This window comes from Methylocella sp. CPCC 101449 (genome assembly GCF_031921685.1).
In the GTDB taxonomy this organism is placed as follows: Bacteria; Pseudomonadota; Alphaproteobacteria; order Rhizobiales; family Beijerinckiaceae; genus Terripilifer.
Window position 1 is genome coordinate 1,823,598 of record NZ_JAPDHU010000001.1, and the last position, 23,353, is coordinate 1,846,950.

A 23,353-nucleotide genomic window follows, 5' to 3' on the forward strand; every position below is an offset into this window, starting at 1 on the left:
CATGAAAATGCGGCGCCGGGCCTTCTGATTCGAAGGCTTCTGAAGGCTTTGCTTCGGAGGCTTGGCGTGTGCGGGACTATGGAATTGGTGGACGGACTGGCATGAAGGGTCCAGAGCAGGACGAATTTGACTCGCTTTCCGGTTCCCCTCTGCATGCGCCGCTTGGATTGAACCAGCGGCGTCGTGGACCGCCAAGCCATTTGTCGGCCCGGCAATTGGCGATCGGCGCCAGCGTCGTCGCGGTGGTCGGCATCAGCGTGCTGGTGTGGCGCGGCAAGGATTCGAACGGCGAGCCCTATGCGGTGGCGCGCATCGAACGGGTTGCGCCGGAGAAGCCGGCGGCTGCCGCGCCGCCGGCCGCAGGGCCTGTCGCTACGGCGCCCGATGTCACCGGCTCGATCCCGCCGCGCGCCAGCGGCGCCGAAGTCGAGGCCGCGACGGGCGTCAAGGTCACGCGCGGCACCGAGGGCGGCGATGTGCCGGCCGGGCTGATCATCCAAGTGCCCAAGACATTCGACATGCAATTGACGCCGGCGCCGGATCGCCGCCTGGTCGAGAAGGGGCCCTATGGGCCGCTGCCGAAGATCGGCGCCGATGGGTCGCGGCCGATGGAGGTTTACGCGCGGCCGCTGATTAATCGGGCCGATGGACGCGCCCCGGCGAAGCTGGCGCTGATGATCGGTGGCATGGGACTCAATATCGCCTTGACGCGCGAGGCGATCAATCAACTGCCCGGCGCGGTGACCTTGGGCTTCGCGCCCTATGGCAGCGAACTCGACAGTCTGGTGGCGGAAGCGCGCAGCGCCGGCCATGAAGTCATCCTGCAATCGCCGATGGAAAGTTTCGGCGAAAGCGACGATCCCGGTCCCTTCGTGCTCAAGACCTCGCAGGACAAAGGCCAGATCGTCGACAACCTGCGTTGGCAGATGAGCCGGTTCCAGGGCTATATCGGTATTGCTGGTTTCCTCGGCGCGCGGTTCACTGCCAGCGAGCCGGCCTTCTCGCCGGTGTTGCGCGAGATCGGCCAGCGCGGCCTGCTTTATCTGGATGATGCCAGTTCGCCGCGTTCGCTTGCCCGCTCCTTGAGCCAAGGCGCCAATACCGCTTTCGTCGGCGCCGATCTTTTGATCGACAGCCGTAGCGCCGATGAGATCGACGTGGCCCTGGCGCAGCTCGAGAGCATGGCGCGGGACAAGGGCATGGCCGTCGGCACGGCGAGCGGTCTGCCTATCGTGATGGAGCGTGTTGCGCGTTTCACCAAAACGTTGGAGAACCGCGGCATAACGCTGGTTCCTATAAGCGCGCTGGCGGTGCGCGGATCGGCTGTCTCGTCACGCACGCGCCGCTAGAGCAAATTGCGTTTCGGTAGAAACGCAATTTTGCCGAGGCTCATTGTTTTAACGCGTCTTTGTGGCGTTTGCCTAAGTCAAACTGCAAAACACTGTGAGATCGATAGAGGCGATGATGGTGAAAGACGCGTACCGTCCGTGTGTCGGCGTGATGCTGCTCAATCGCGATGGCCTGGCCTTCATTGGCCGCCGCCGCAACAAAAACCTCGTCGAACATGTGGCGCCGGGACATGAGTGGCAGATGCCGCAAGGCGGCATCGACGACGGTGAAGAGCCTTTGGCGGCGGCGCACCGCGAATTGATGGAAGAGACGGGCGTCACCTCCGTGACCCTGATCGCCGAAGCGCCGGACTGGCTCGCCTACGACCTGCCCGACGACATCGCCCAGCAATCGTGGCGCGGCAAATATCGCGGCCAGACACAGAAGTGGTTCGCGTTCCGCTTCACCGGCGCCGACGATGAAATCAATATCGAACATCCGCCCGGTGGCCATAAGCCTGAGTTCGATGCCTGGCGCTGGGAACCGATGGTCAATCTGCCGTCGTTGATCATTCCGTTCAAACGGCCGGTCTATGAGCAGGTCGTGACGATCTTCGCGCCTTTGATGCGATGAACACGATAGGCGTCTGATGCAAGATACGCGCGTCTCTGTGTGTCATCCCGGACACCTGCGTAGCAAGCGATCCGGGATCCAGGAGCGTGTGGCAAAATTTTGAGGCGTTGAACATTCTTCCATTTGCCCTGGATACCGGATCGCCTGCGGCGTCCGGTATGACACCAAGATTTCTGGGTCCGACTCTTAGAACGTCCAAGCGGCGCGCAGGCCGAAATTGGTCAGGCCGCGATTTTGCGCGCAGAGGCCGGCATTCGACATATGTTCGAGCGTGCCCATCAGCGCGAATTGCTGGGTGAAACGATAGCCAAGCGACAGGCTTTCGCGGAAGGCGGCGCGACAGCCCATGGCGTTATGACCGGCCACGGGAATGCGGCCGATGGTTCCATTGTGAACGGCGCCGCCTAATGAGAGTTCGGCGAAGAGTCTGGGCGTCAGATCGAAGGTCCAGGTCAGGCCCGTGTAGAGCGAACTGGTCTTGCCGGCGGTGTTGATCGTCGTGCCGACATGCCAGCGCGGCGTCAGCCAGGACAAGGCGGAGGGGGCCGGCCGGAACAGATGCATCAAGGCTTCCGCATTGATGTCGGCGCTGCCGCGTTCCGGGCTGAGGCTGTCGTGGACGAAGGTGCCGAGGCGCAGTTCGAAGCCCGATGGATCGAAGGTCGAGCCTGGCACGTCGCCCGCATGGGCAATGCCGGTCACTTCAAGTGCCGAGACTGCCGCTAAAAGCATCCATGACGACGCCCTGATGAGCAGGGCGGGCACCGCGCCGCGTCCGCGCCGTCGCATAAATTGGTCCAGGCCGTTGAATCCGAAACCGGAATCAGGTGGTTAACGATCGATGGACTGTGCGCTGGCATGGTTAATGAAAGGCAAACGCCGCCGACCGTTACGGGCCGCCTGACCTGTGCGAAGCGGCGGAAATCGTTAATAAAGCCTTGCTGTGCCGGAGAGCCTGTTGGACAGTACCTTTGGCAGACAAGAACGCGGGGGCGTCAATGCTGAACGACTATTTCAAGCTCGAGGCGAACGGCACGAACGTGCGCACCGAGGTCATCGCCGGGATCACGACCTTCCTGACGATGGCCTATATCATCTTCGTCAATCCTTCGATCCTCAGCCAGACCGGCATGGATTTCGGCGCCGTCTTCGTGGCGACCTGTCTCGCGGCCGCCTTCGGCAGCGCCTTCATGGGCCTGTTCGCCAACTATCCGATCGCACTGGCGCCGGGCATGGGACTCAACGCCTATTTCACCTTCGTCGTCGTCAAGACATTGGGCTATTCCTGGGAAACGGCGCTGGGCGCGGTTTTCATCTCGGGCCTGATCTTCTTCCTGATCTCGGCGGTGAAACTGCGCGAGTGGATCGTCAACGCCATCCCGCTGTCTTTGAAGCTCGGCATCGCCGCCGGCATTGGCCTGTTCCTCGGCATCATCGCGCTTGAGAACGCCAAAATCATCGTTGCGAGCCCGGCGACCCTGGTCACGCTCGGTCATGTCAAGTCGATGCCGGTTTTGCTGGCGACGCTCGGTTTCGTTTTGATCGCCGCTTTGTCAGCGCGCAAGATCACCGGTGCGATCATCATTTCGATCCTCGTGGTGACGGTGATCGCCATCGCGCTTGGCTTGAGCGAGTTCAAGGGCATCGCATCGATGCCGCCGTCAATCGCCCCGGTGTTCCTGAAGATGGACATCAAGGGCGCGTTCGAGGTGGGCCTGTGGACCATCGTCTTCGTGTTCCTGTTCGTCGACATGTTCGACAACACCGGCACGTTGATCGGCGTGGCGCATCGCGGCGGCTTTCTCGACAAGGACGGCAAGCTGCCGCGTATCGGCAAGGCTTTGATGGTCGATTCGACGTCGGCCGCCGTCGGCGCGGCGCTCGGCACATCGACGACGACGAGCTATATCGAGAGCGCCGCTGGCGTCGACGCGGGCGGGCGCACCGGCCTCACCGCTGTGGTTGTGGCCATCTGCTTCCTGCTGGCCGTGTTCTTCGCGCCGCTGGCGGGCTCGGTGCCGGCCTTCGCCACGGCGCCCGCGCTGCTCTATGTCGCTTGTCTGATGGCGCGCAGCCTGAAGGATCTGGACTGGGAGGATTCCACGGAATTCGTTCCGGCCATGGTGACGGCAATTACCATGCCGCTCACCTTCTCGATCGCAGACGGCCTGGGCATCGGCTTCATCGTCTATACGGCGATCAAGATCCTGGCTGGCCGCTGGTCGGATCTGAATCTCGCCGTGCCGCTGATCGCCATCGCCTTCCTGGTGAAGCTGATCGTTGGCTGATCGATCGGGCGCAGGCCGTTGAATCGCGGCCTGCGCTATTCTTCGCGCCGTTCCTGATTGCGGCGACATTGCAAGGTCATTTTGGCAAGATCATCCCGGCAAGATCGCGGCGAGTTTCACCGGTGCGATTCATATCTTGCAAAGCCTGTGTGACAATGCTGACCTCGTTCAGGCGCAAAGCGAGGCGATCGCTGCAATTGCGCTGATCCTGGCAAGCATCCATCAAGACTAACGCGGCAATTTCGACGCATCAGTTCCGCGTGGGGACACGGAACATTCGAGAGCGAAGAGAATGTCCCGTGAGCCAGATCAAGCTTGATCCTGCCTATAAGCGTCAGTTGCCGGCGCCGCGCGTCGGCGGTTTGAAGCCGCCTGAAAAGCCGCAACCGCCGCGTCGCCCCTCGCTCAAGCTGGCGCTGTCGGCTCTGGCCTGTCTCGTCGTCGGCGCCGGTCTTGTCTCGTACTGGCCGCTCGTTTCCTCCTGGCTCAGCCGTTAGACGCCTTCACATGAAGTTGCATTGCATCGCCGCTGGCGCTGCTCGACCATGGCACCAACAAAATGCCAGAGGGAGGCGCGCATGCGGTCGAGGGTTTCGTTTCACATCATGATCGGTCTGGTGACGCTGGGGGCGGCTGCCGGGCCGGCGCTGGCGCAACAGGCCAGCAATATCCGTGGCACGGTCTCCGGATTCGACGGCAAGGTCATCGCGATCAAAACCAATGCCGGCAGCGAGGTCAGCGTCGATCTGCCAGAGGCCGTGAACGTGGCGGTCACGCGTCCTTTCACCATGGCCGATGTCAAACCCGGCATGACACTGGGTGTGACGACTGTGGTGCGTGACGACAAGATCGTCGCCATTGACGTCAGGCCAATTCCGCCGGCCGCGCCGCCGGGCCTGACGCCTTACGATCTGGCGCCGCAATCGACCATGACCAATGCGGTGCTGGAAGCCTCCGTCGCGGCGACCGGCGGCAATGAACTGACACTCAATTACAAGACCGGCACGGTGAAAGTGCTGGTGCCGCCGGGCACGCCGATGTCACAAGCCGCGCCTGGATCACGTGCTGATATCAAGCCGGGCGAAGTGATCTATGTCTTTGCACGCAACGAGGGTGGCAAGACCACCGCCGTGCGCGTGCAGGTGTCGAAGGATGGCGTCAAGCCGACGCAATAATTAGCGCTACTCGACGGTGGCGCCCGATTGCTTGACGATCGGCGCCCAGCGTTCCACGTCACGGCGCACGAACGCGGCGAAGTCGGCGAGGCTGGTGCCGGCCGGCGCCGCGCCTTCGGTCGCCATCTGGGCGCGCATCTTCGGGCCATTGAGGGCAGCGACGACGACGCCATTCAGCTTGCTCGCGATCGGCGCGGGCAGGTTGGCGGGCGCGAACAGGCCAAACCAGGCGGCGGATTCGAAGCCGGGAATCACTTCGCTGATGGCGGGTACGTCGGGCAGGAAAGGCTGACGGCCGACGGTCGAAACCGCATAGGCGCGCAGGTTGCCGGCGCGGATCTGCGACAGGCCGACGACGGGACTGATGAACATGAGATCGACATGGCCGGCCACCACGTCGGCGATGGCGGGCGCCGTGCCTTTGTAAGGCACGTTCAAGAGATCGATCGATGCCATCGTCTTGAATTGTTCGCCCGCCATATGCAGCGACGAACCGGTGCCACCGATCGCGACGGTGAGTTTGCCCGGCTTTTGCTTGGCGAGCGCGATGAGTTCGGGCAGCGTCTTGGCCGGCACTTGCGGATTGCCGACGAGAATGTTGGGCACCGTGGCGATCATGCTGATCGGCGTGAAATCATTGACCGGATCGAAGGGGAGTTTCGCATAGAGCGTGGCGTTGATCGTATGGCTGGTGAAACTCATCAGCAAAGTGTTGCCATCGGGCGGCGCCTTGGCGACCGCATCGGCGGCGATATTGCCACCCGCGCCGGGGCGATTTTCAACGATCACCGTTTGACCAAGCGCCGGCGCCATCTCAGCGGCGATGGCACGCGCCATGGTGTCGGTGGTGCCGCCGGGAGGTGCGCCGACAAGGATTTTGATGGGCTGCGTCGTTTCCGGATTCGTTTGCGCTGTGGCTGGGCCTGCGCCAACGAAGAGACAAGCGCTCAAGAAAATCCAAAGGCGCATCGTTTCCTCCATGGCCCATCTGATTGTTCGACGTGAGGCCAGCTTAAGGAGGGGCGTTGCGCGCGGCAAGAAGCCTCGACAGGTTGCGAAGATTCGACACAATGAAAAGAGCCGGTTCAGACGAACCGGCTCTCTCGTTCAGGCACGGCGGTTAGCGGCAGACGCGAACCCAGCCGGCGTAGCCGGGAACCCAACGGCAGCGCGGCATATAGGCGAAGCCGTAACCACCGCCATAACCCCAGCCACCATGGAAGTGGTGGTGATGGCCATGGCCCCAGCCACCGTGGAAATGCTTATGGAAGCCCTTGGCCGAAGCGCTGGTGGCGGCAAGGCCGAGGGTGGCGAAGGTGGCGAGCGAAGCAGCGAGAATGAGTTTCTTCATGACATATCTCCTAACAGGGGGCGTTGAACATTCAGCTCTGACAGTCCGTGTGGAGATGAAGGCGGGCATCGACCACGCTCAGAAGGTCTCACGAACGCGGCATGATCGATGTGCAACGGCGCACAGGTCGTTCGCGTGGCGATGAAAGGTCGTCGATGTTGTGGTGCTCACCGTCATTGCGAGCGCAGCGAAGCAATCTAGGGCTAAGCGCAGATACATTTATCTGCGCCACAGGCATTTCTTAAGGCCCTGCCACTCGCCCCTAGATTGCTTCGTCGCGTTGCTCCTCGCAATGACGGAGATCAATTGCTCGATCGATCCTCGTCGCTCACTGTCGCCAGGAAGCGGCGCAAAGTCGGCGTCATGTCATCGCGACGCCAGGCGATGCCGGTTTCGAGCGTCGGCGGTTCGACTTGCAGGTCGATATAGCGCACACCCGTGCGCGCCAGATGCCGCAGCGAGGCAGGCACAAGTGCGATGCCCATGCCGGCGGAGACGAGGCTGATGATCGTCTGCATCTGAATGGCCTTTTGCACGATGGTCGCGGGCCGTCCATGGGCGGTGAAATAGCCGGTGACGAGATCGTAGAACGAGGGCGCCGATTGGCGTGGAAAGATGACGAGCGGCGCGTTCACCACTGCGTCCGGCGCCAAGCGATTGTGGGTGAGCTTGATGCGCTTCTCTGCAATCCAGATCTCGGGCACTGCCGCTACGAGAGGTTCAAGGACGAGGCGGTGATAACCGAGCTGGTGCGGTAGCGCACCTTCCGCCGGCGGTATGATGAGCCCGGCGTGGCCGCGTCCTTCCAGCAGAGCAGCTATCTGCACGTCGCTGGTGGCTTCTGTCAGCGCGATCTCGACATCGGGATAGAGCTGGGCATAGCGGCGCACGAGATCGGGCAGGATGCTGTAGTCGGCGGTCGAGACGAAGGAGAGTTCGAGCCGGCCGGTTTCACCGTCGCGCAGCCGTTTGGCGATGTCGGGCAGAGCCGCGACCCGATCGAGCGCGCCGCGCACATGGACCAGCCATTGCTCGCCGAACGGGGTGAGGGCGACGCTGCGCTTGGTGCGCGAGAACAGGGCGGTGCCCAGTTCCCGTTCCAGCGCCTGGATCGACTGGCTGAGCGGCGGCTGGGTCATGCCGAGCCGCGCGGCGGCGCGGCCGAAATGCAGGGTCTCGGCCAGGGTGGCGAATTGGCGGAGCTGGCGAATGTCCATGGCGGATAATAATATCTCTAGCGACCTTATAGCCATGAAATAATATATTTCACCTTGGAGCGGAAGCAGCGTAGAGAAGTTCCAAACTAAACCCGCCGCCCATCCAGGGGCGCGACACCGAGGGCTTGGATCCAATGCCGGCATATCGTTCCAGAACCACCACCCACGGCCGCAACATGGCGGGCGCCCGCGGCCTGTGGCGTGCCACGGGCATGAAGGACGAGGATTTCGGTAAGCCGATCATCGCCATCGCCAATTCTTTCACCCAGTTCGTGCCCGGCCACGTCCATCTGAAGGACCTCGGCCAGCTCGTGGCGCGTGAGGTGGAAGCGGCCGGCGGCGTCGCCAAGGAGTTCAATACGATCGCCGTCGATGACGGCATCGCCATGGGCCACGACGGCATGCTCTATTCGCTGCCGAGCCGCGAGCTGATCGCCGACAGCGTCGAATATATGGTCAATGCCCATTGCGCCGATGCGATGGTCTGCATTTCCAATTGCGACAAGATCACGCCTGGCATGTTGATGGCCGCCATGCGCCTCAACATCCCGGTGGTCTTCGTTTCCGGCGGTCCGATGGAAGCCGGCAAGGTGGTGGTGAAGGGGCAGACGCGCGCGCTCGATCTGATCGACGCCATGGTCGTCGCGGCCGACGATTCCTACACCGACGAGGAAGTGAAGACGATCGAGCGTTCGGCCTGTCCGACCTGCGGTTCGTGCTCGGGCATGTTCACCGCCAATTCGATGAACTGCCTCACCGAGGCACTTGGTCTGTCGCTGCCGGGCAATGGCTCGACGCTCGCTACCCATGCCGATCGCGAGCGGCTGTTCCGCGAGGCCGGGCATGTCATCGTCGATCTGGCGCGCCGCTGGTACGAGCAGGACGATGCCACCGCGCTGCCGCGCAATATCGCTTCTTTCGCCGCCTTCGAAAACGCCATGAGCCTCGACATCGCCATGGGCGGTTCGACCAATACGGTGCTGCATTTGCTGGCGGCCGCGCAGGAAGGTGGCGTCGATTTCACCATGGCCGATATCGATCGGCTGTCGCGGCGCGTGCCGTGCCTGTGCAAGGTCGCGCCGGCGAAGAGCGACGTACATATGGAAGACGTGCATCGCGCCGGCGGCATCATGTCGATCCTCGGCGAACTCGAGAAGGCCGGCCTGATCGATGCGAGCCTGCCGACCGTGCATGCGTCGACCGTCGGCGATGCCTTGGCACGCTGGGACATCGGCCGCACCAAGAGCGAAGACGTGCGCAATTTCTATAAGGCGGGTCCGGGCGGCGTGCCGACGCAGACCGCCTTCAGCCAATCGGCGCGCTGGAAAGAGCTCGACACCGACCGCGAGAAGGGCGTCATCCGCTCGGCCGAGCATCCGTTCTCCAAGGACGGCGGCCTTGCTGTGCTGTTCGGCAATCTGGCGCCGGAAGGCTCGATCGTGAAGACGGCCGGCGTCGATGAATCGATCCTCACCTTCCGTGGTCCCGCCGTCGTCTTCGAGAGCCAGGAAGCGTCGGTGAGCGCCATTCTCACCGGCAAGGTGAAGGCCGGTGACGTGGTGGTCATCCGCTACGAAGGGCCAAAGGGCGGGCCGGGCATGCAGGAAATGCTCTATCCGACCAGCTATCTGAAATCGAAGGGCCTCGGCAAAGCCTGCGCTCTGATCACCGATGGACGCTTCTCCGGCGGCACCTCGGGCCTGTCCATCGGCCATGTCTCGCCGGAAGCGGCCGAGGGCGGCCTGATCGGTTTGGTCGAGCAGGGCGATTCGATCCTCATCGACATCCCCAACCGCGTCATGAAGCTCGAAGTCGACGACGCGACGCTGGCGGCGCGCCGCAAGGCCATGGCCGCCAAGGGCGCCGACGCCTGGAAGCCCGTGGGGCGCAAGCGCAACGTCTCGCCGGCGCTGCGCGCCTATGCGGCGCTGACCACCAACGCGGCGCGCGGCGCGGTGCGCGATGTCAGCCAGGTGGAGCGGAAGTAGGCCTATTTGGCTTGAGTCTCAGAGCCCCGCGCCTGCGCGGGGCTTTTTTGTTGGCGGGTGCGCAACAAAGGCAGCCACCCTCACGGGGCGGCCGGAAACGGCTTGGGAAAGAAGAAAATGGTGCCCCTGGCCGGGATCGAACCAGCACTCCTTGCGGAACTCGATTTTGAGTCGAGCGCGTCTACCAGTTCCGCCACAGGGGCCGCGCTTAGGTGTAACCCCTTGCGGCGGCGCGGATCATAGCCAGGGACGACTCCGGGTCAACCGGCAAAATCGCGGTTTGCCGGGTTATTTTCAGGGGCTTCCAGCCGGCGCAGCCCCGCCCTGGGGGCAGGGGCGGGGAAACGGCGCAATTTCGTCCCGTGGTGCTTGTCGGCGGCGTCCGGTTCATGTTAGGTCGCCGCCACCACCGGACACCTTGTCCGCACCCGGAGAGGTGGCAGAGTGGTCGAATGCACCGCACTCGAAATGCGGCATACCGGCAACGGTATCGGGGGTTCGAATCCCTCCCTCTCCGCCACCCTGCTTCGCTCTTCGAGCTTCGCAGGATTGGCAGACCCATTTTAGCGAAGCAGGATGCCCTCCAGAGCTTTAGCGACGGAGGGCAGGTGCTTGTTTTATGTCTATCTTATTGAAAGCCTGTCCGCCGATCAGCAGCGTTATGTGGGATTGACCACGGATCTGAAGCGGCGCTTTCAAGAGCACAATGCCGGGAAATCAGCGCATACATCGAAATATCGGCCCTGGCGGCTTGTGACCTATCTCACTTTTTCCGATCGCACTCAGGCTGAGTCATTTGAGCGCTACCTTAAATCGGGCTCTGGTCATGCATTTGCCGCTAAACGCCTTTGGTAAATTACCGCAAGTTTTCATCCTGCCGGGAGGGCAAGGTTCTCTGTTCCAAATCGAAGTATCCTAGACCCATAGTGAAGCCCATGACCCAAACCACCTCGTCGCCGCTCGCTGCCCCCGCCAAGCCGTTGAACTCCCCCGCCCGGGTGCTGACGGCGAGCCTGATCGGCACGACCATCGAATTCTACGATTTCTATATTTATGCGACCGCCGCAGTCGTGGTCTTCCCGACCTTGTTCTTCCCCGGCACCGATGACACGACGGCTTTGCTCGCCTCGTTCGTGACCTTCTCGATTGCTTTCTTCGCCCGTCCGTTCGGCGCTCTGGTGTTCGGCCATTTCGGCGATCGCGTCGGCCGTAAGACGACCTTGGTGGCCGCGCTGCTGACCATGGGCATTTCGACGGTGCTGATCGGCCTGCTGCCGACCCACGCCTCGGTCGGCGTGCTGGCGCCCTTGCTGCTGGCGCTCTGCCGTTTCGGCCAGGGTTTTGGCCTGGGCGGCGAATGGGGTGGCGCGGTGCTGCTCGCCACCGAGAACGCGCCGGAAGGCAAGCGCAGCTGGTATGGCATGTTCCCGCAGTTCGGCGCGCCACTGGGCCTGTTCCTGGCGTCGGGCACGTTCTGGATCCTCCTACATTTCATGTCGCGGGAGGATTTGCTGGCCTGGGGCTGGCGCATTCCCTTCATCATCTCGGTGGTGTTGATCGTCGTTGGCCTGTGGGTGCGCCTGTCGATCAGCGAGACGCCGGAATTTCAGGCGGCGATCGATCGTGCCGAGCGGGTGGCCGTGCCGATCTGGGAGCTGCTGCGCAGTCACAAGCGCAGCCTGTTCCTCGGCTCCTTCCTGGCGCTGGTCACCTTCGTGCTGTTCTATCTCGCGACCGCTTATCTGTTGGCCTACAACACCAAGGTTCTCAACATGACCTTGGTCGATGCCATTGGCGTGCAGGCCTATGCCTCGGTGATCTTCGGCATTTCGACGGTCCTCGCCGGCAAGCTCGGCGATCTCATCGGCCGGCGTCTGCTGTTGCTTCTCGGCATGCTGGCGATTGCGGCTTTTTCGTTTGCCTTCGGCCCGATGCTGTCGGGCGATGTCGAGGCCATCTATATCTTCGTCACCGTGGCGATGTTTCTGTTCGGCCTTAACTACGGCATCATCGGCGCGGTACTTGCCGCGCCGTTCCCGGCGCAGGTGCGCTACACCGGCTCGTCGATGACCTTCAACATCGCCGGCATTTTGGGCGCGTCGCTCGCGCCCTATGCGGCGGTCTGGCTGCAAAGCCATTATGGCATCGCCGCCGTCGGCTATTATCTGCTGGTCTGCACGATCATTTCGCTGCTGTGCCTCTTGGCGTCGCGCCGCGGCGAGGTGTGAGCCGTACCGCCATGATCCCGACGCTGACGACAAGCCGGCTGATCCTGCGCCCGCTGCGCGCGCAGGATTGGCCTGCCTATCGCGATTTCCTGGCGTCGGAGCGGGCGCGCTATATGGGCGGGCCATTCGCGCTCAAAATGGCTTGGGGCATGTTCTGCTCCGATCATGCGCTGTGGGATTTCCACGGCTGCGGCGCGCTGATGATTGAAGAGCGCGAGAGCGGCTTATGTGTCGGGCAAGTCGGCATCAATGCTGGGCCGCTGTTTCCGGAATGGGAACTTGGCTGGCTGCTGTATTCGGGGGCTGAGGGAAAAGGCTATGCCTTCGAGGCCGCCAGCGCCTTGCGCGATTGGGCGCGAGAGGACAGACGGCTGAGCACTTTGGTCAGTTACGTCGATCCGCAGAATGAACGCTCGCGCCGCTTGGCGGAGCGACTTGGCGCGACGTTGGATGACGAAGCGCCGAGACTCGATCCGGTCGATCTCGTTTATCGATACTTCAGGCTTTGAGCGCCGCTGCTTGGGAAGGCGGTAGAACATCTTGGTGTCATCCCCGACAGCCGCATAGCGGCTGATCGGGGATCCAGGGGCGAGTGGTAGAGCCTCTTGTCGCGGTGATTGTGCTATCTGAAACGTCCCGCTGAAAGATTGCAGTGTTTGCCCCTGGATTCCCGCTCGCGCTTTGCGCGTCGGGAATGACACCGAGGCTTTTCCTGCTAAGCGGACCCGCGACCAAGCCATCGCGACAGCGTTTGAGCCACTTCGTCGCGATCGGGCGTCCCTTCGCTGGCCCAGGCGACCATGCCATCAGGGCGCATGAGAACGGCGCTCAGGCCCAGTCGATCCTTGGCGTCGCGCGCAACATAAGTGATCCGATCGTGCCAACCGTCGGCCAGCGCTTGCAGCGGTGAATGGTTGTCGAAGTCCAGCAATAGACCTTTGCCCGTTCTCAAGAGTGTGCCGATCTTCGTGCCGTCGATCAGTTCGAAATCGGGAACGCTGCGCCCGACCAGCGGATGGCCGCTGCCCAGATCGTAACGTAGCGAAACGCCCCAGACGCGTTCGGCGAAATAGGTTGCGCCATCGCGCGTATCGATGAGATCGCGGATGATCGTTTCGAGCGCGCGCGTGCTTTGGGTTGGCCGCATGAGCGCGATCTGCGCGCGCGACCAGTCGAGGATTTGCGCGCCCACCGGATGACGTTCGCGGTCATAGCTGTCGAGGAGATCGGCTGGTGCATCGCCACGGATCGTCGCCGCCAGTTTCCAGCCGAGATTCATCGCGTCGCCGAGCCCGAGGTTCAGGCCTTGGCCGCCCAGGGGCGAATGGGTGTGCGCGGCATCGCCCGCCAGCAGCACGCGTCCCTTGCGGTAAGTCGTCGCCTGATAGGCGCGATCGGTCCAGGTGGTGGCCAGTTTGAGCGCGGTCAGCGTGACATCCGTGCCGGTGATGTGTCGCAACACCGCCTGCACGTGTTCGCGCGTGACCGGCTGGCTGCGATGAAAGGCGCCGCCGTCGAAATCGACCATCGCGATCGTTCCAGGCCGGGCGTAAGTGTACATGCCCGTCGGCGTGTAATGGCGACCGGGGCGGATTATGTCCGGATCGGCCATCTCGACATCAACGGAATAGCCGGTGAGTTCGGGAGCGGTGCCGACGAAAGCAAAGCCGCCGGCCTTGCGCACCGTGCTGCGGCCACCATCGCAGCCCACAAGCCAGCGTGCGCGAAAAGTCTTGCCGCCAGCGCTGACGGTCACATCATCGTCCGAGGTGTCGAGGTCTTCGACGCCAAGCCCGCGTTTGATCTCGACACCCATCGCGCTGGCGCGTGCCGCAAGAGTCTGTTCCAAGGTTTCCATCGCCACCAGCATGGTGGTGCCGACCGGACTCGGCAGACGATAAGGCCACTGCGACGTGTCGACCTTGTCGAAATAGAATTGAATGCCGGCGAAATGGCCGGCCGGACGACGCGGCTGCTGCATCCAATGGGCTGAAGTTTCGGTCTTGCCGCCGGATGGATCGCTGGCGCGCTGCGCTGCGACGACGGCGTCCAGCAAACCGCGCCGGTGGAAGGCTTCGAGCGTCGGCACGGAGAGGCCGCGCATGCCGAACGGCAGCCGCTTCAGCGGCGAGCTTGGATCTTCGGCCTGCTCCAACACCAACACCGAAAGGTTGGCGAGGCGCAGCTCGCAGGCGAGGAACAGGCCGACAGGGCCGGCGCCGGCAATGACGACATCATAGATCATGGGAGGATTTCCCGTTCATTTCGTCGTGCGCTTGAAGCGCGCTCGTGAAGAAATCGACGAGGCTGAAGGGCGCGCGCTCGTCGAGGCAGAGGGCCAGCATTTGATGCGCATCAGCCGCGGCCGATTGGCTGCGCGGGAACATCGTCGCTTCGAAGGTGGCAAGGGCAGTCTCGATATCATCGGGGTGAGCCACGATCGCTTGCGCGAGTTCGGCACCGTCGAGCAGGGCGAGATTGGCGCCTTCTCCGGCGGGTGGCGCCAGATGCGCGGCATCGCCGATGAGTGTCACGCCGGCCACGCGCTGCCAGCGGTGTTCGCTCGGCAAGGTATGAAGCATGCGCAAGACCGGCGTGGTCTCGCCCTTGGTGATCAAAGCGGTGAGTGCCGGCGCCCATCCGTCGAACTCGGTGGCGATTTTCGCCGTCGCGGTCGCATCATTGAAATTAAGGTCGGCGAACCAGGCAGCAGGGCGGTTCAACGCGATATAGGCATGCAGAATGTCGCCGGCCTCGCGATGGGTGAAAATCCCCTGTCCCGGGGCTAGCGCGAAGAGCGCGCCGCTGCCGGCTGCTGCGGCCGTGGCCGGGTGGCGCGCATCGACATTGTGCAGATAGGTTTCGACAAAAGACGTGCCTGTGTATTCGGGTTTCGCCTGCGAGAGCAGAGGTCTCACTTTCGACCAGGCGCCATCGGCGCCGACAAGGAGCTGGCTGATCGCGGTCGATCCATCGGCGAAGGTCAGGGCGTGTCGGCCATCGCCCAGGGCTGTGACCTCGCTGAGCTTCTTGCCCCATCGGATCGTTCCCGGAGGCAGGGACCGAAGAAGAATGCGCCGGAGATCGCCGCGCAGCACCTCGGGCCGCCCGCCCGTGCCGTCGTCGGCTTGTTCGAACAGCACCGTGCCGTGCCGGTCGAGCATGCGGGTGGCCTCGCCGCCGGGATGGATGATGGCGCGGAAGGCGTCGGTGAGGCCGGCGGCGGCCAGCGCCACCTGGCCGTCGTGGGCGTGAATATCGAGCTGGCCACCTTGGGTGCGCGCCTCTTCTGAAGGGTCGGCTTCGTAGATCGTCGCGGCGATGCCGTGGATATGGAGGACGCGGGCCAGGACCAGGCCGCCGAGGCCCGCTCCGATAATCGTCACGGGGGTCATGATGGGGTTCCTCAAGAAACAAGATTGGAACGTTGTTCCATAGTCTCTTATTGGAACATTGTTCCATTGATGTCAAGATGCGTCTCATGACCAAGATTCGGACCGAACGGCGCGCCGACGCCCTCTCCAAGGAGCGGATTGTCGAGGCCGCCATCGCAATTCTCGATCAGGACGGCGAGGGCGCGCTCACTTTTCGGGCGTTGGCCGCGCGCCTGGCGACCGGCAGCGGCGCGATTTATTGGCATGTCGCCGACAAGCAGGCTCTGCTGGCCGCGGCGACCGACCATGTCATCGCAAGGGTGACAGCTCTGGTCACGGCCAAGGCGGTAAGTGGTGCGACGCCGCAGGAGGCGATCCGCGCCCTGGCGTTGGGTGTATTCGATGCAATCGATGCTCACCCCTGGGTCGGCGGCCAGCTTTCGCGTGATCCCTTCCAATATGCGGTGCTGCGCATTCTGGAAGGCGTCGGCGGTCAGGTTCAGGCGCTGGGTGTTCCGCAACAAGCGCAGTTCAACGCCGCCACCGCGCTGATGAGTTTCATCCTTGGCCTTGCCGGACAATATGCGGCGGGCGCCGAATTCCACGCGCGCGACATGGATCGAACAACGGCGCTACGAGCGGTCGCCGCCAAATGGGCGCAGCTCGATCCGATCGAACATCCCTTCGTGCGGCAGGTGGCGGCGGTGCTGCCCGAACACGATGACCGCGAGCAATTTCTCGCCGGCATCGATCTGATCCTGGCCGGGATTGAGAGCGTTCGATAGGCAAGGTCGCGTCTGGATCTGCTTGCATGTAGATCGTCCGCGTTCAATATCGCCATGGAGGGGTATGAACTGATGCACGCCGTCGACACTTTCGAGCTTGTGCTGACGCTCCTGGCGCTCGTGCTGGGGCTGCATTGGCTGGCATCGAAACTGAAGATGCCGCCGGCCAGCGTGTTGCTCGTCGGTGGCGGTGCGCTGGCGTTTGTGCCGGGGCTGCCGTCGATCGCGCTCGATCCGGAACTGGCACTCGTTCTCTTTCTGCCACCACTGCTGGTCGATGGCGCTTTCTATACGCCGCATGGGCGCTTCCGGCGGCAATTGCCGGGCATTCTGTCGCTGGCGGTGGGCGCGGTGATCTTCACCACTTTGGCCGTCGGCATTGTGATGCATTGGCTGATGCCGGACCTGCCCTGGGCCGCCTGTTTCGCGCTCGGCGCCATCGTCTCGCCGCCCGATGCGGTGTCGGCGCGCGCGGTCTTGAAAGGCATTCGTCTGCCGCGCCGGCTCACCACCTTGCTGGAAGGCGAGAGCCTGTTGAACGATGCGACGGGCCTCATCCTGTTTCGCTTTGCCGTCGCCGCCACGCTGAGTGGCGCTTTCCATGCCGGCGAGGCGGTGCAGGGCTTCATCGTTCTGGCGCTGGGCGGCGCCATCGTCGGTCTGCTGGCCGGCGCGGCCTGGGTCTTCGTCGCCAAACATCTGCACGACCGGATGTTGATCATCTGCGCGTCGGCGCTGCTGTGCTGGGTGGCTTATCTCGCCGGTGAGGCCGTACATGTTTCCGGTGTCATCGCCACCGTCGTCGCCGGCCTGATGCAGGGTTGGTATCAGCACACGGTTCTGCCGGCGGATGTGCGGCTGCAGAGCCGATCCGTCATGCAGATGATCGGCTTCGTGCTCGAAGCCTTGGTCTTTATTCTGATCGGCTTCTCCTTGCGCGGTGTCGTCGAAAGAGTGGGTGGTATCGAAGGCTTCACGACATCGACGATGCTGGCGGTGCTGGGCGTCGTGGTGGCTGTCACCGTGGCGCGCTTCGTCTGGGTTTTCGCTTGCGATGCGGTTCTCGCGATCGTTTATCAAACGGGTATTCAGCGCGCGCGTCCCTTGGGGTGGCGGCAAGCCACGGTGTTGAGTTGGGCCGGGATGCGCGGCGTCGTCACGCTGGCCATCGCTTTGACCTTACCTGTCGATATGCCCGGCCGCGATCTGATGTTGGTGTGCGCCTTCGCGGTGATCTTCGTCACGGTCATCCTGCAAGGCTCGAGCCTCGGCTGGCTCATTCGCGCGGTGAGGCCCGTCGATCAGGAGCCGCCGGCGCCGATGAACATGGCGCAGGCGGAGGCGGCGATGATGCGGGCCAGAACCGCCATCGCGGAAGTGCTGGCCTATGGATCGGATGGCACGCTCATCCATCCGCAGTTCCTCGACCAGCACCGCCAGCGGCTGCGGTTCATGGAGCGCTATGTCCAGGACACCAGCACGGCGATGGATGATCTGCGAACGCATCTGGATGTGCACCTCCAGGCCCTCGTCGCCGGGCGGGAAGAACTCATTCGGGTTCATCGCTCCGGATTGATCGAAGACGAGGTGCTGCATGACCTGGAGCGCGATCTCGACATCGAAGAGATGATGATCGTTTTCCAGCGCGGCGACTAATCCGGGCAGGCCGGTTTAGGCCCCTTGGCAAATATATTTTATCCGGGTAATAAAATGCCGATCATGACCCTCGTCAATGCCAACGGCATAGAACTGTCGCATGAAAGTTTCGGCCATGACGCCGCCCCCGCCATCCTTCTGATCGCCGGATTGGGAACCCAGATGGTTCGCTGGACGATTCCCTTTTGCGAGACGCTTGCGGCATGCGGCTATCGTGTGATCCGGTTCGACAATCGCGATGCTGGAGGCTCGACGCATTTCAATGCCTGCGCCGCGCCTGATTTCGGCGCGTTGGCCGCGGCGCTGATGGCGGGGCAGCGACCGGACGTTCCTTACGCCCTTCAGGACATGGCCGCTGATGCAATCGGTCTGCTCGATGCTTTAGCCATCGACCGGGCGCATGTGGTTGGTCGCTCGATGGGTGGGATGATCGCGCAGATCATGGCGAGCGAATATTCCTCACGCGTTTTGTCGCTCACGTCGATCATGTCCAGCACGGGCAATCCAGCGCTGCCGCAGGCCGCCCCTGATGTCATGGCGATGATGATGCGCCCATCGCCCGATCCCTTCACCGACGAGACCGGCTTCCTGAAACAGAGCCTCGCCTTTGCCCGTCGTATCGCCGGTACTGGCTATCCATTCGATGAAGACAGCCATCGTCGCGTGATTCTGGACGAGGCCCGGCGCGCCTATGATCCCGCTGGCGTTGGGCGCCAGATCGCCGCGATGGCGGTCGCCGGCGACCGTCGCCCGCGTTTGGCGACCATCACCGTGCCGACCTGTGTCATTCATGGAGCCGACGACCCTCTTATTTCTCCCGCTTGTGGTCGCGACACCGCGGCTGCGATCCCGAACGCGGATTTCCTGTTCATCGAAGGCATGGGTCACGATCTGCCACCTCAATTCTATCGCGATGTCATCCTGGCGATCGACCGGACGGCGAAAAGGGCGCCGCCGAACGCCGCTGTTCGTGCAAGGGCCGCAGATCTGCGCTAGGCCTGTCGGCAAGGAGCAAACCGCCATGAGCCTTGCGAGCGACGCCCGCTTCTGGGACCGGATATCACGAAAGTATGCCAGGGGCGCGATCGCCGATCAGGCCGGCTATCAGCGCACGCTGGAACAGACCCGCGCTCTGTTGCGGTCAGGCGACAAGGTTTTGGAATTGGGCTGCGGCACGGGAACGACGGCGCTGAAGCTTGCAGGCGATGTGCAGGACTATCTGGCGACCGATGTGTCCGCCGGCACGATCGCCATCGCCGAGGAGAAGCGGGCAGCCGGCCCGGTGCGAGGTCTCGCCTTTCGCACGGCGACGGCGGAAGAGCTGATGCCTGACGCGCCGTTCAACGCCGTGCTTGGTTTCAACTATCTGCATCTGGTGCGCGATCTGCCGGGCACCCTGCGATGCATCCATGCGCTCTTGGCGACCGATGGTGTGTTCGTCTCCAAGACGCCCTGTGTCGGCGACATGAACCCGCTCATCCGATTGGCGATCCCGGCGATGCGTGCCTTGGGCTTTGCGCCCTATGCGGGCGTCTTTCGGGCGGCGGAACTGCGCCAACAGATCGGCGCTGCCGGCTTCGACATTCTCGCCAGCGAAAATCATGCGACGAAGGGCAATGACAACCGGCCTTTCATCGTAGCGCGCAAACGGGGGTGAGATTTAGTCGCTACTCACCGATGCAACAGCGCTGGAATCCACGCCATGTTGCTGCCCACGGGAGCGTACCTGCCATCGGTGAATTCAGCATATGGCACTCTGTGTTATCGTCGCTGCCGGCTCACATGTTCGATGAGCGCGCGCAGCTTTGGCGCGATGTTGCGCCGGTTCGGGTAGTACAGGTAGAAGCCGGCAAAGTACGGGCAATAGTCTTCCAAGATCGGCAGCAATTCGCCGCGCGCGATGAAGGGACGAAAACTCTCTTCCATGCCGAAGGTGATGCCGGCGCCGGCCACCGCCAGTTTGATCATCAAGGCCATGTCGTTGGTCGTCATCTCCGGGTGGACCGCGACACGGAAATCCTTGCCGTTGTCGCTGAACTCCCAGCGATAGGGCGCGGCCTTCGGCGCCGGGCGCCAGCCGATGCAGCGATGCGCGGCGAGGTCGGCCGGATGAGACGGAATGCCGTGACGCTCGCGATAGGCCGGCGCACAGACTGCCAGTTGTCGTTCGCGACCGGCGATCGACACCGCGATCATGTCCTGCTCGATCACCTCGCCGAGGCGCACGCCAGCGTCATAGCCTTCGGTGACGATATCGAATTCCGCGTCGGTCACGGTGATGTCGAGTTGGATCTGCGGGTTGGCCTCGACGAAGCCGGCCAGGAACGATCCTGAGAGAAAGCGCTCGGCGATCGATGAAACGGCGAGCCGCAATTGTCCCTGCGGGCTGCCGCGCTGTGCCTCGGCCGCATCGAGCGCGGCCCGCATGTCGGCGATGGCCGGCGCGACTTCGGCATAAAGTTGTTCGCCGGCCTCGGTGAGGCTGACGCTGCGTGTGGTGCGGCGGATGAGGGCGACTCCGAGATTTTCCTCGACGCGCCGGATCATCTGGCTGACGGCCGAGCGGGTAACGCCCAGCCGATCGGCGGCGGCGCGGAAGTTTCGCTCCTCGGCCACCAGAGCGAAAACCGCGAGCGCGTTGAAATCGGGTCGCATTGGTTAGTTTTGCTTTCCATTGTGCTAAGGAATAGGCGGCTTATCGAGACAATGGCGCGGACTTAGCTTCCTGGCAATCGGTGAAACCGGACAGGAAGAAAGGATCAGGCCGTGTCATCAGACAAAGTTGTTCTCATCACCGGCGCCTCCAGCGGGATTGGCGCCGGCATTGCCCGGGAACTGGCCGGTACGGGGGCCAAGCTCATGCTGGGCGCCCGCCGGACCGACCGGTTGGAGGCCCTGGCGGAAGACATCCGCGCGCAAGGCGGCGAGGTGATCACCCGCCGGCTCGATGTGACCGACCGGGCCGATGTCGCGGCCTTCGCTGCTGCGGCCCAAAAAGCCTGGGGCCGTGTCGATGTGCTCGTCAACAATGCCGGCATCATGCCGCTCTCGCTGATGGCCTCGCTGAAAGTGGACGAATGGGACCGGATGATCGACGTCAACATCAAAGGCGTGCTGTATGGGATCGCCGCCGTGCTGCCACAGATGACGGCGCGGCGATCGGGCCACATCGTCAACATCGCATCGATCGGTGCTTTGGCCGTGGTGCCGACCGCCGCCGTCTATTGCGCGACCAAATATGCGGTGCGCGCCATTTCCGACGGGCTGCGGCAGGAACATAGCGATATCCGCGTCACCTGCATTCATCCGGGCGTCGTCGAAAGCGAGTTGGCGCACACGATCACCGACCCGGTGGCGGTTGAGGCGATGAAGACTTATCGCGCCATCGCCTTGCAGCCCGATGCGATCGGTCGCGCGGTGCGTTTCGCTATCGAGCAGCCTGACGATGTCGATATCAACGAAATCGTCGTGCGTCCGACGGCCAATACATAAGGAGATGGCGATGGGCTTTCGTTCTCTGATGTCGCGACTACCGTTTGCCATGACGCTTTTGCTCGTTGGGCTTCCCCTGGCGGCGCAGTCGCAGACCACCGACGAGCGCCTGCGGCGCGGCGATGCCGTCGTCAGAAGCCTGAATAACGATGTTCCACAACCGACGCTGGAGCGCATGCGGCAGGAGTTTCCGTTTCTGGCGGAAGCTACACAAGCCTATGCGCTTGGTGATGTGTGGTCGCGTCCCGGCCTCGACAATCGCACGCGCCAACTCGCCGCCGTCGCGGTGTTCGCCGCCATGGGCGAGACCGCCTTCATGAGGATTCACGCGGGCTATGCCCTCAATATAGGCGTCTCCGAAGCCGAGCTGAAGGAGACCATTTACATGGTGACGGTGCCGGCCGGTTTCCCTCGGGCGATCGCGGCCTCGCATGTGCTCGCCGAGCTTTTTGCTGCCCGCCGTGCCACCGTTGGCGAGTCGCGGTAGACTCTAAGCCTGCGGCCACCACAGCACCGCGGCCACGCCGGCGGCGACTGCGGCCGCGCTGATCCAGCCGACCAGCAGGCCGATGCGGGCGCCGCCGGTCCAGGCGGTCAGCGCGGCTTTCGAGAGCGTGTTGGTTGCCACGGCGACGAGGATCGCCAGGCTCGCCGTGGTGAGCGCGATGTCCTTGCCGCCCAGTTTGGCCATCGACAAAGTGATCGCGTCGACATCGGCGATGCCGGAGAGGAAGGCGAGAAGAATGACGCCGATGCCGCCGAAATAGTCGCGCAGCACTTCGGCCGCCAGCATGACGACGGCGATGAAGAGGACGAGTTTGAGGGTCGTGCCGAGCGCCAGGGGATTGGCGATCTCAAGATTCGGTTTCTGCGCGCTCTCGTCGCGCCGGGCCAGCAGGATGGCGGCGCCGAGGCAGAGAATGACGCCGCCGGCGATGAGCGGTGGCGCCAGGCCCTTCAGCAGCGTGTTGTTGATGGCCACCGCGACGATGGCCACCCGCGCCACCATGATCACGCCGGCGATGAGAATGCCGGCGCCGAGCAGGCGGGAAGCTTCCGGATGGTCGCGATTCATTTGCGCGAAGGTGAGCGTCGTCGCGGTCGATGAGGCGAGGCCGCCCGCCACAGCCGTCATGACGATGCCGAGCCGGTCGCCGACGACTTTCACGGCGATATAGCCGGCGAATGAAATCGCCGCGATCAGAATGGCGAGCAGCCAGAGTTCGTAAGGGTTGATGGCATTCCACGGATCGACCGGCCGGTTGGGCAAGAGCGGCAGCAACAGAAACGACATCGTTGCCAGTACGAGAACCGAGCGGATTTCCGGCCATGTCAGCGAAGCGACCCAGCGATGCAGTTGTTCGCGCAGCGCCAGCAGAATGGCCATGGCGACGGCGGCCGCGATGGCGATGCGCTCTTCGCCGGTGACCGCCATAGTGCCGAGCAGAAAGGTGATCATGCCGGCCACGACGGCCGTCACGCTCATATTGTGTTCGGCCTTGGCTTCCAGCCAATGGAAGGCGGTGAAGGCGAGCGCATAGGCGACGAAGACAAAGCCGACGAGGGCAGGACCGACCTGTTGCGACAGGACGCCGGTGACGCCGCCCAGCAATCCCGACAAAGCGAAGGTGCGCAGCCCGGCGGCGCGCTGATGATCCTGCTCGTCGCGCGTGCGCCAGCCCCGCTCCAGGCCGATCAGAAGCCCGATGGCGAGAGAGACGGCGAGGCGGGAGAGAATTTCGGTGGAGTCCATTTGAGCTAGGTGTATTCCGAGAGGAGGTGCCATCGAAATAGTTTATGCTAGCTTGCGGACTCTGTCCCATCAGTCAATCCAGTG

23 protein-coding genes and 2 tRNA genes are annotated in these 23,353 nt (G+C 63.1%); 16 read left to right on the plus strand and 9 right to left on the minus strand.

Annotation, left to right across the window (positions count from 1 at the left end; all coding sequences use genetic code 11):
* Positions 1-101: 101 nt before the first annotated feature.
* Positions 102-1,349 (plus strand): divergent polysaccharide deacetylase family protein, encoded by a 1,248-nt coding sequence (locus OIM99_RS08435; RefSeq protein WP_311849889.1) that lies wholly within the window; start codon positions 102-104, stop codon positions 1,347-1,349.
* A gap of 115 nt (positions 1,350-1,464) precedes the next feature.
* Positions 1,465-1,962 (plus strand): RNA pyrophosphohydrolase, encoded by a 498-nt coding sequence (locus OIM99_RS08440; RefSeq protein ID WP_409371488.1) that lies wholly within the window; start codon positions 1,465-1,467, stop codon positions 1,960-1,962.
* A 186-nt stretch (positions 1,963-2,148) separates the two neighbouring features.
* On the opposite strand, the gene OIM99_RS08445 is transcribed toward OIM99_RS08440, so the two are convergent.
* Positions 2,149-2,694 carry an acyloxyacyl hydrolase gene (locus OIM99_RS08445; protein WP_311849891.1) on the minus strand — a complete coding sequence of 182 codons (546 nt, stop codon included), beginning with the start codon at positions 2,692-2,694 and terminating at the stop codon, positions 2,149-2,151.
* A 266-nt stretch (positions 2,695-2,960) separates the two neighbouring features.
* Between OIM99_RS08445 and OIM99_RS08450 the strand changes: the two genes are divergently transcribed.
* The 3 genes from OIM99_RS08450 to OIM99_RS08460 all read left to right on the plus strand — a co-directional run bounded on the left by OIM99_RS08450 (position 2,961) and on the right by OIM99_RS08460 (position 5,425).
* Entirely contained in the window at positions 2,961-4,250 is a 1,290-nt protein-coding gene (locus OIM99_RS08450) for an NCS2 family permease (RefSeq protein ID WP_311849892.1), read from the plus strand.
* 299 nt (positions 4,251-4,549) lie between these two features.
* Positions 4,550-4,747, plus strand: coding sequence for a hypothetical protein (locus OIM99_RS08455; RefSeq protein ID WP_311849893.1), 198 nt, complete (start codon positions 4,550-4,552; stop codon positions 4,745-4,747).
* 81 nt (positions 4,748-4,828) lie between these two features.
* Positions 4,829-5,425 carry a hypothetical protein gene (locus tag OIM99_RS08460; protein WP_311849894.1) on the plus strand — a complete coding sequence of 199 codons (597 nt, stop codon included), beginning with the start codon at positions 4,829-4,831 and terminating at the stop codon, positions 5,423-5,425.
* Positions 5,426-5,431: 6 nt separating this feature from the next.
* On the opposite strand, the gene OIM99_RS08465 is transcribed toward OIM99_RS08460, so the two are convergent.
* The 3 genes from OIM99_RS08465 to OIM99_RS08475 form a co-directional block, all read right to left on the minus strand.
* A complete protein-coding gene (locus OIM99_RS08465; protein ID WP_311849895.1) occupies positions 5,432-6,394 on the minus strand; it encodes a tripartite tricarboxylate transporter substrate binding protein in 963 nt (320 codons plus the stop codon).
* Between the two features lie 151 nt (positions 6,395-6,545).
* A complete protein-coding gene (locus OIM99_RS08470; RefSeq protein WP_311849896.1) occupies positions 6,546-6,776 on the minus strand; it encodes a hypothetical protein in 231 nt (76 codons plus the stop codon).
* 302 nt (positions 6,777-7,078) lie between these two features.
* Positions 7,079-7,993 (minus strand): LysR family transcriptional regulator, encoded by a 915-nt coding sequence (locus OIM99_RS08475; RefSeq protein ID WP_311849897.1) that lies wholly within the window; start codon positions 7,991-7,993, stop codon positions 7,079-7,081.
* A gap of 134 nt (positions 7,994-8,127) precedes the next feature.
* Between OIM99_RS08475 and ilvD the strand changes: the two genes are divergently transcribed.
* A complete protein-coding gene (gene ilvD, locus OIM99_RS08480; RefSeq protein ID WP_311849898.1) occupies positions 8,128-9,981 on the plus strand; it encodes a dihydroxy-acid dehydratase in 1,854 nt (617 codons plus the stop codon).
* A gap of 118 nt (positions 9,982-10,099) precedes the next feature.
* Here the strand turns inward: ilvD and OIM99_RS08485 are convergent.
* Positions 10,100-10,184 (minus strand) — tRNA-Leu (locus tag OIM99_RS08485).
* A gap of 227 nt (positions 10,185-10,411) precedes the next feature.
* Between OIM99_RS08485 and OIM99_RS08490 the strand changes: the two genes are divergently transcribed.
* The 4 genes from OIM99_RS08490 to OIM99_RS08505 all read left to right on the plus strand — a co-directional run bounded on the left by OIM99_RS08490 (position 10,412) and on the right by OIM99_RS08505 (position 12,718).
* Positions 10,412-10,501, plus strand: a tRNA-Ser gene (locus tag OIM99_RS08490).
* Between the two features lie 92 nt (positions 10,502-10,593).
* Positions 10,594-10,836, plus strand: a complete 243-nt coding sequence (locus tag OIM99_RS08495) for a GIY-YIG nuclease family protein (RefSeq protein ID WP_311849899.1) — start codon at positions 10,594-10,596, stop codon at positions 10,834-10,836.
* An 80-nt stretch (positions 10,837-10,916) separates the two neighbouring features.
* A complete protein-coding gene (locus tag OIM99_RS08500; RefSeq protein ID WP_311849900.1) occupies positions 10,917-12,209 on the plus strand; it encodes an MFS transporter in 1,293 nt (430 codons plus the stop codon).
* A gap of 11 nt (positions 12,210-12,220) precedes the next feature.
* Positions 12,221-12,718 (plus strand): GNAT family N-acetyltransferase, encoded by a 498-nt coding sequence (locus OIM99_RS08505; RefSeq protein WP_311850375.1) that lies wholly within the window; start codon positions 12,221-12,223, stop codon positions 12,716-12,718.
* A gap of 206 nt (positions 12,719-12,924) precedes the next feature.
* Here the strand turns inward: OIM99_RS08505 and OIM99_RS08510 are convergent, their stop codons facing one another.
* Complete coding sequence (locus OIM99_RS08510) at positions 12,925-14,454, minus strand: FAD-dependent monooxygenase (protein WP_311849901.1); 1,530 nt, start codon at positions 14,452-14,454, stop codon at positions 12,925-12,927.
* The gene (locus OIM99_RS08515; RefSeq protein WP_311850376.1) at positions 14,444-15,607 is read right to left on the minus strand and encodes an NAD(P)/FAD-dependent oxidoreductase; all 1,164 of its coding nucleotides are present in this window, start codon (positions 15,605-15,607) and stop codon (positions 14,444-14,446) included. Before OIM99_RS08515 ends, OIM99_RS08510 begins: the two co-directional genes overlap by 11 nt.
* An 83-nt stretch (positions 15,608-15,690) precedes the next feature.
* On the opposite strand from OIM99_RS08515, the gene OIM99_RS08520 reads away from it, so the two are divergent.
* From OIM99_RS08520 to OIM99_RS08535, 4 genes are all read left to right on the plus strand, one after another.
* Positions 15,691-16,368: a TetR family transcriptional regulator gene (locus OIM99_RS08520; RefSeq protein ID WP_311849902.1), complete on the plus strand. Its 678-nt coding sequence runs from the start codon at positions 15,691-15,693 to the stop codon at positions 16,366-16,368.
* 72 nt (positions 16,369-16,440) lie between these two features.
* Complete coding sequence (locus OIM99_RS08525) at positions 16,441-18,024, plus strand: Na+/H+ antiporter (RefSeq protein ID WP_311849903.1); 1,584 nt, start codon at positions 16,441-16,443, stop codon at positions 18,022-18,024.
* Between the two features lie 54 nt (positions 18,025-18,078).
* A complete protein-coding gene (locus OIM99_RS08530) occupies positions 18,079-19,020 on the plus strand; it encodes an alpha/beta hydrolase (RefSeq protein WP_311849904.1) in 942 nt (313 codons plus the stop codon).
* 25 nt (positions 19,021-19,045) lie between these two features.
* Positions 19,046-19,681 carry a class I SAM-dependent methyltransferase gene (locus tag OIM99_RS08535; RefSeq protein WP_311849905.1) on the plus strand — a complete coding sequence of 212 codons (636 nt, stop codon included), beginning with the start codon at positions 19,046-19,048 and terminating at the stop codon, positions 19,679-19,681.
* Positions 19,682-19,785: 104 nt separating this feature from the next.
* Here OIM99_RS08535 and OIM99_RS08540 read toward each other — a convergent pair whose 3' ends face one another.
* The gene (locus tag OIM99_RS08540; protein ID WP_311849906.1) at positions 19,786-20,679 is read right to left on the minus strand and encodes a LysR family transcriptional regulator; all 894 of its coding nucleotides are present in this window, start codon (positions 20,677-20,679) and stop codon (positions 19,786-19,788) included.
* 111 nt (positions 20,680-20,790) lie between these two features.
* Here OIM99_RS08540 and OIM99_RS08545 point away from each other — a divergent pair, with 111 nt between their 5' ends.
* Positions 20,791-21,516: an SDR family oxidoreductase gene (locus OIM99_RS08545; RefSeq protein ID WP_311849907.1), complete on the plus strand. Its 726-nt coding sequence runs from the start codon at positions 20,791-20,793 to the stop codon at positions 21,514-21,516.
* Between the two features lie 49 nt (positions 21,517-21,565).
* Entirely contained in the window at positions 21,566-22,003 is a 438-nt protein-coding gene (locus OIM99_RS08550; protein ID WP_311850377.1) for a carboxymuconolactone decarboxylase family protein, read from the plus strand.
* Positions 22,004-22,006: 3 nt separating this feature from the next.
* On the opposite strand, the gene OIM99_RS08555 is transcribed toward OIM99_RS08550, so the two are convergent.
* Positions 22,007-23,269: an MgtC/SapB family protein gene (locus tag OIM99_RS08555; RefSeq protein ID WP_311849908.1), complete on the minus strand. Its 1,263-nt coding sequence runs from the start codon at positions 23,267-23,269 to the stop codon at positions 22,007-22,009.
* Positions 23,270-23,353 lie beyond the last annotated feature (84 nt).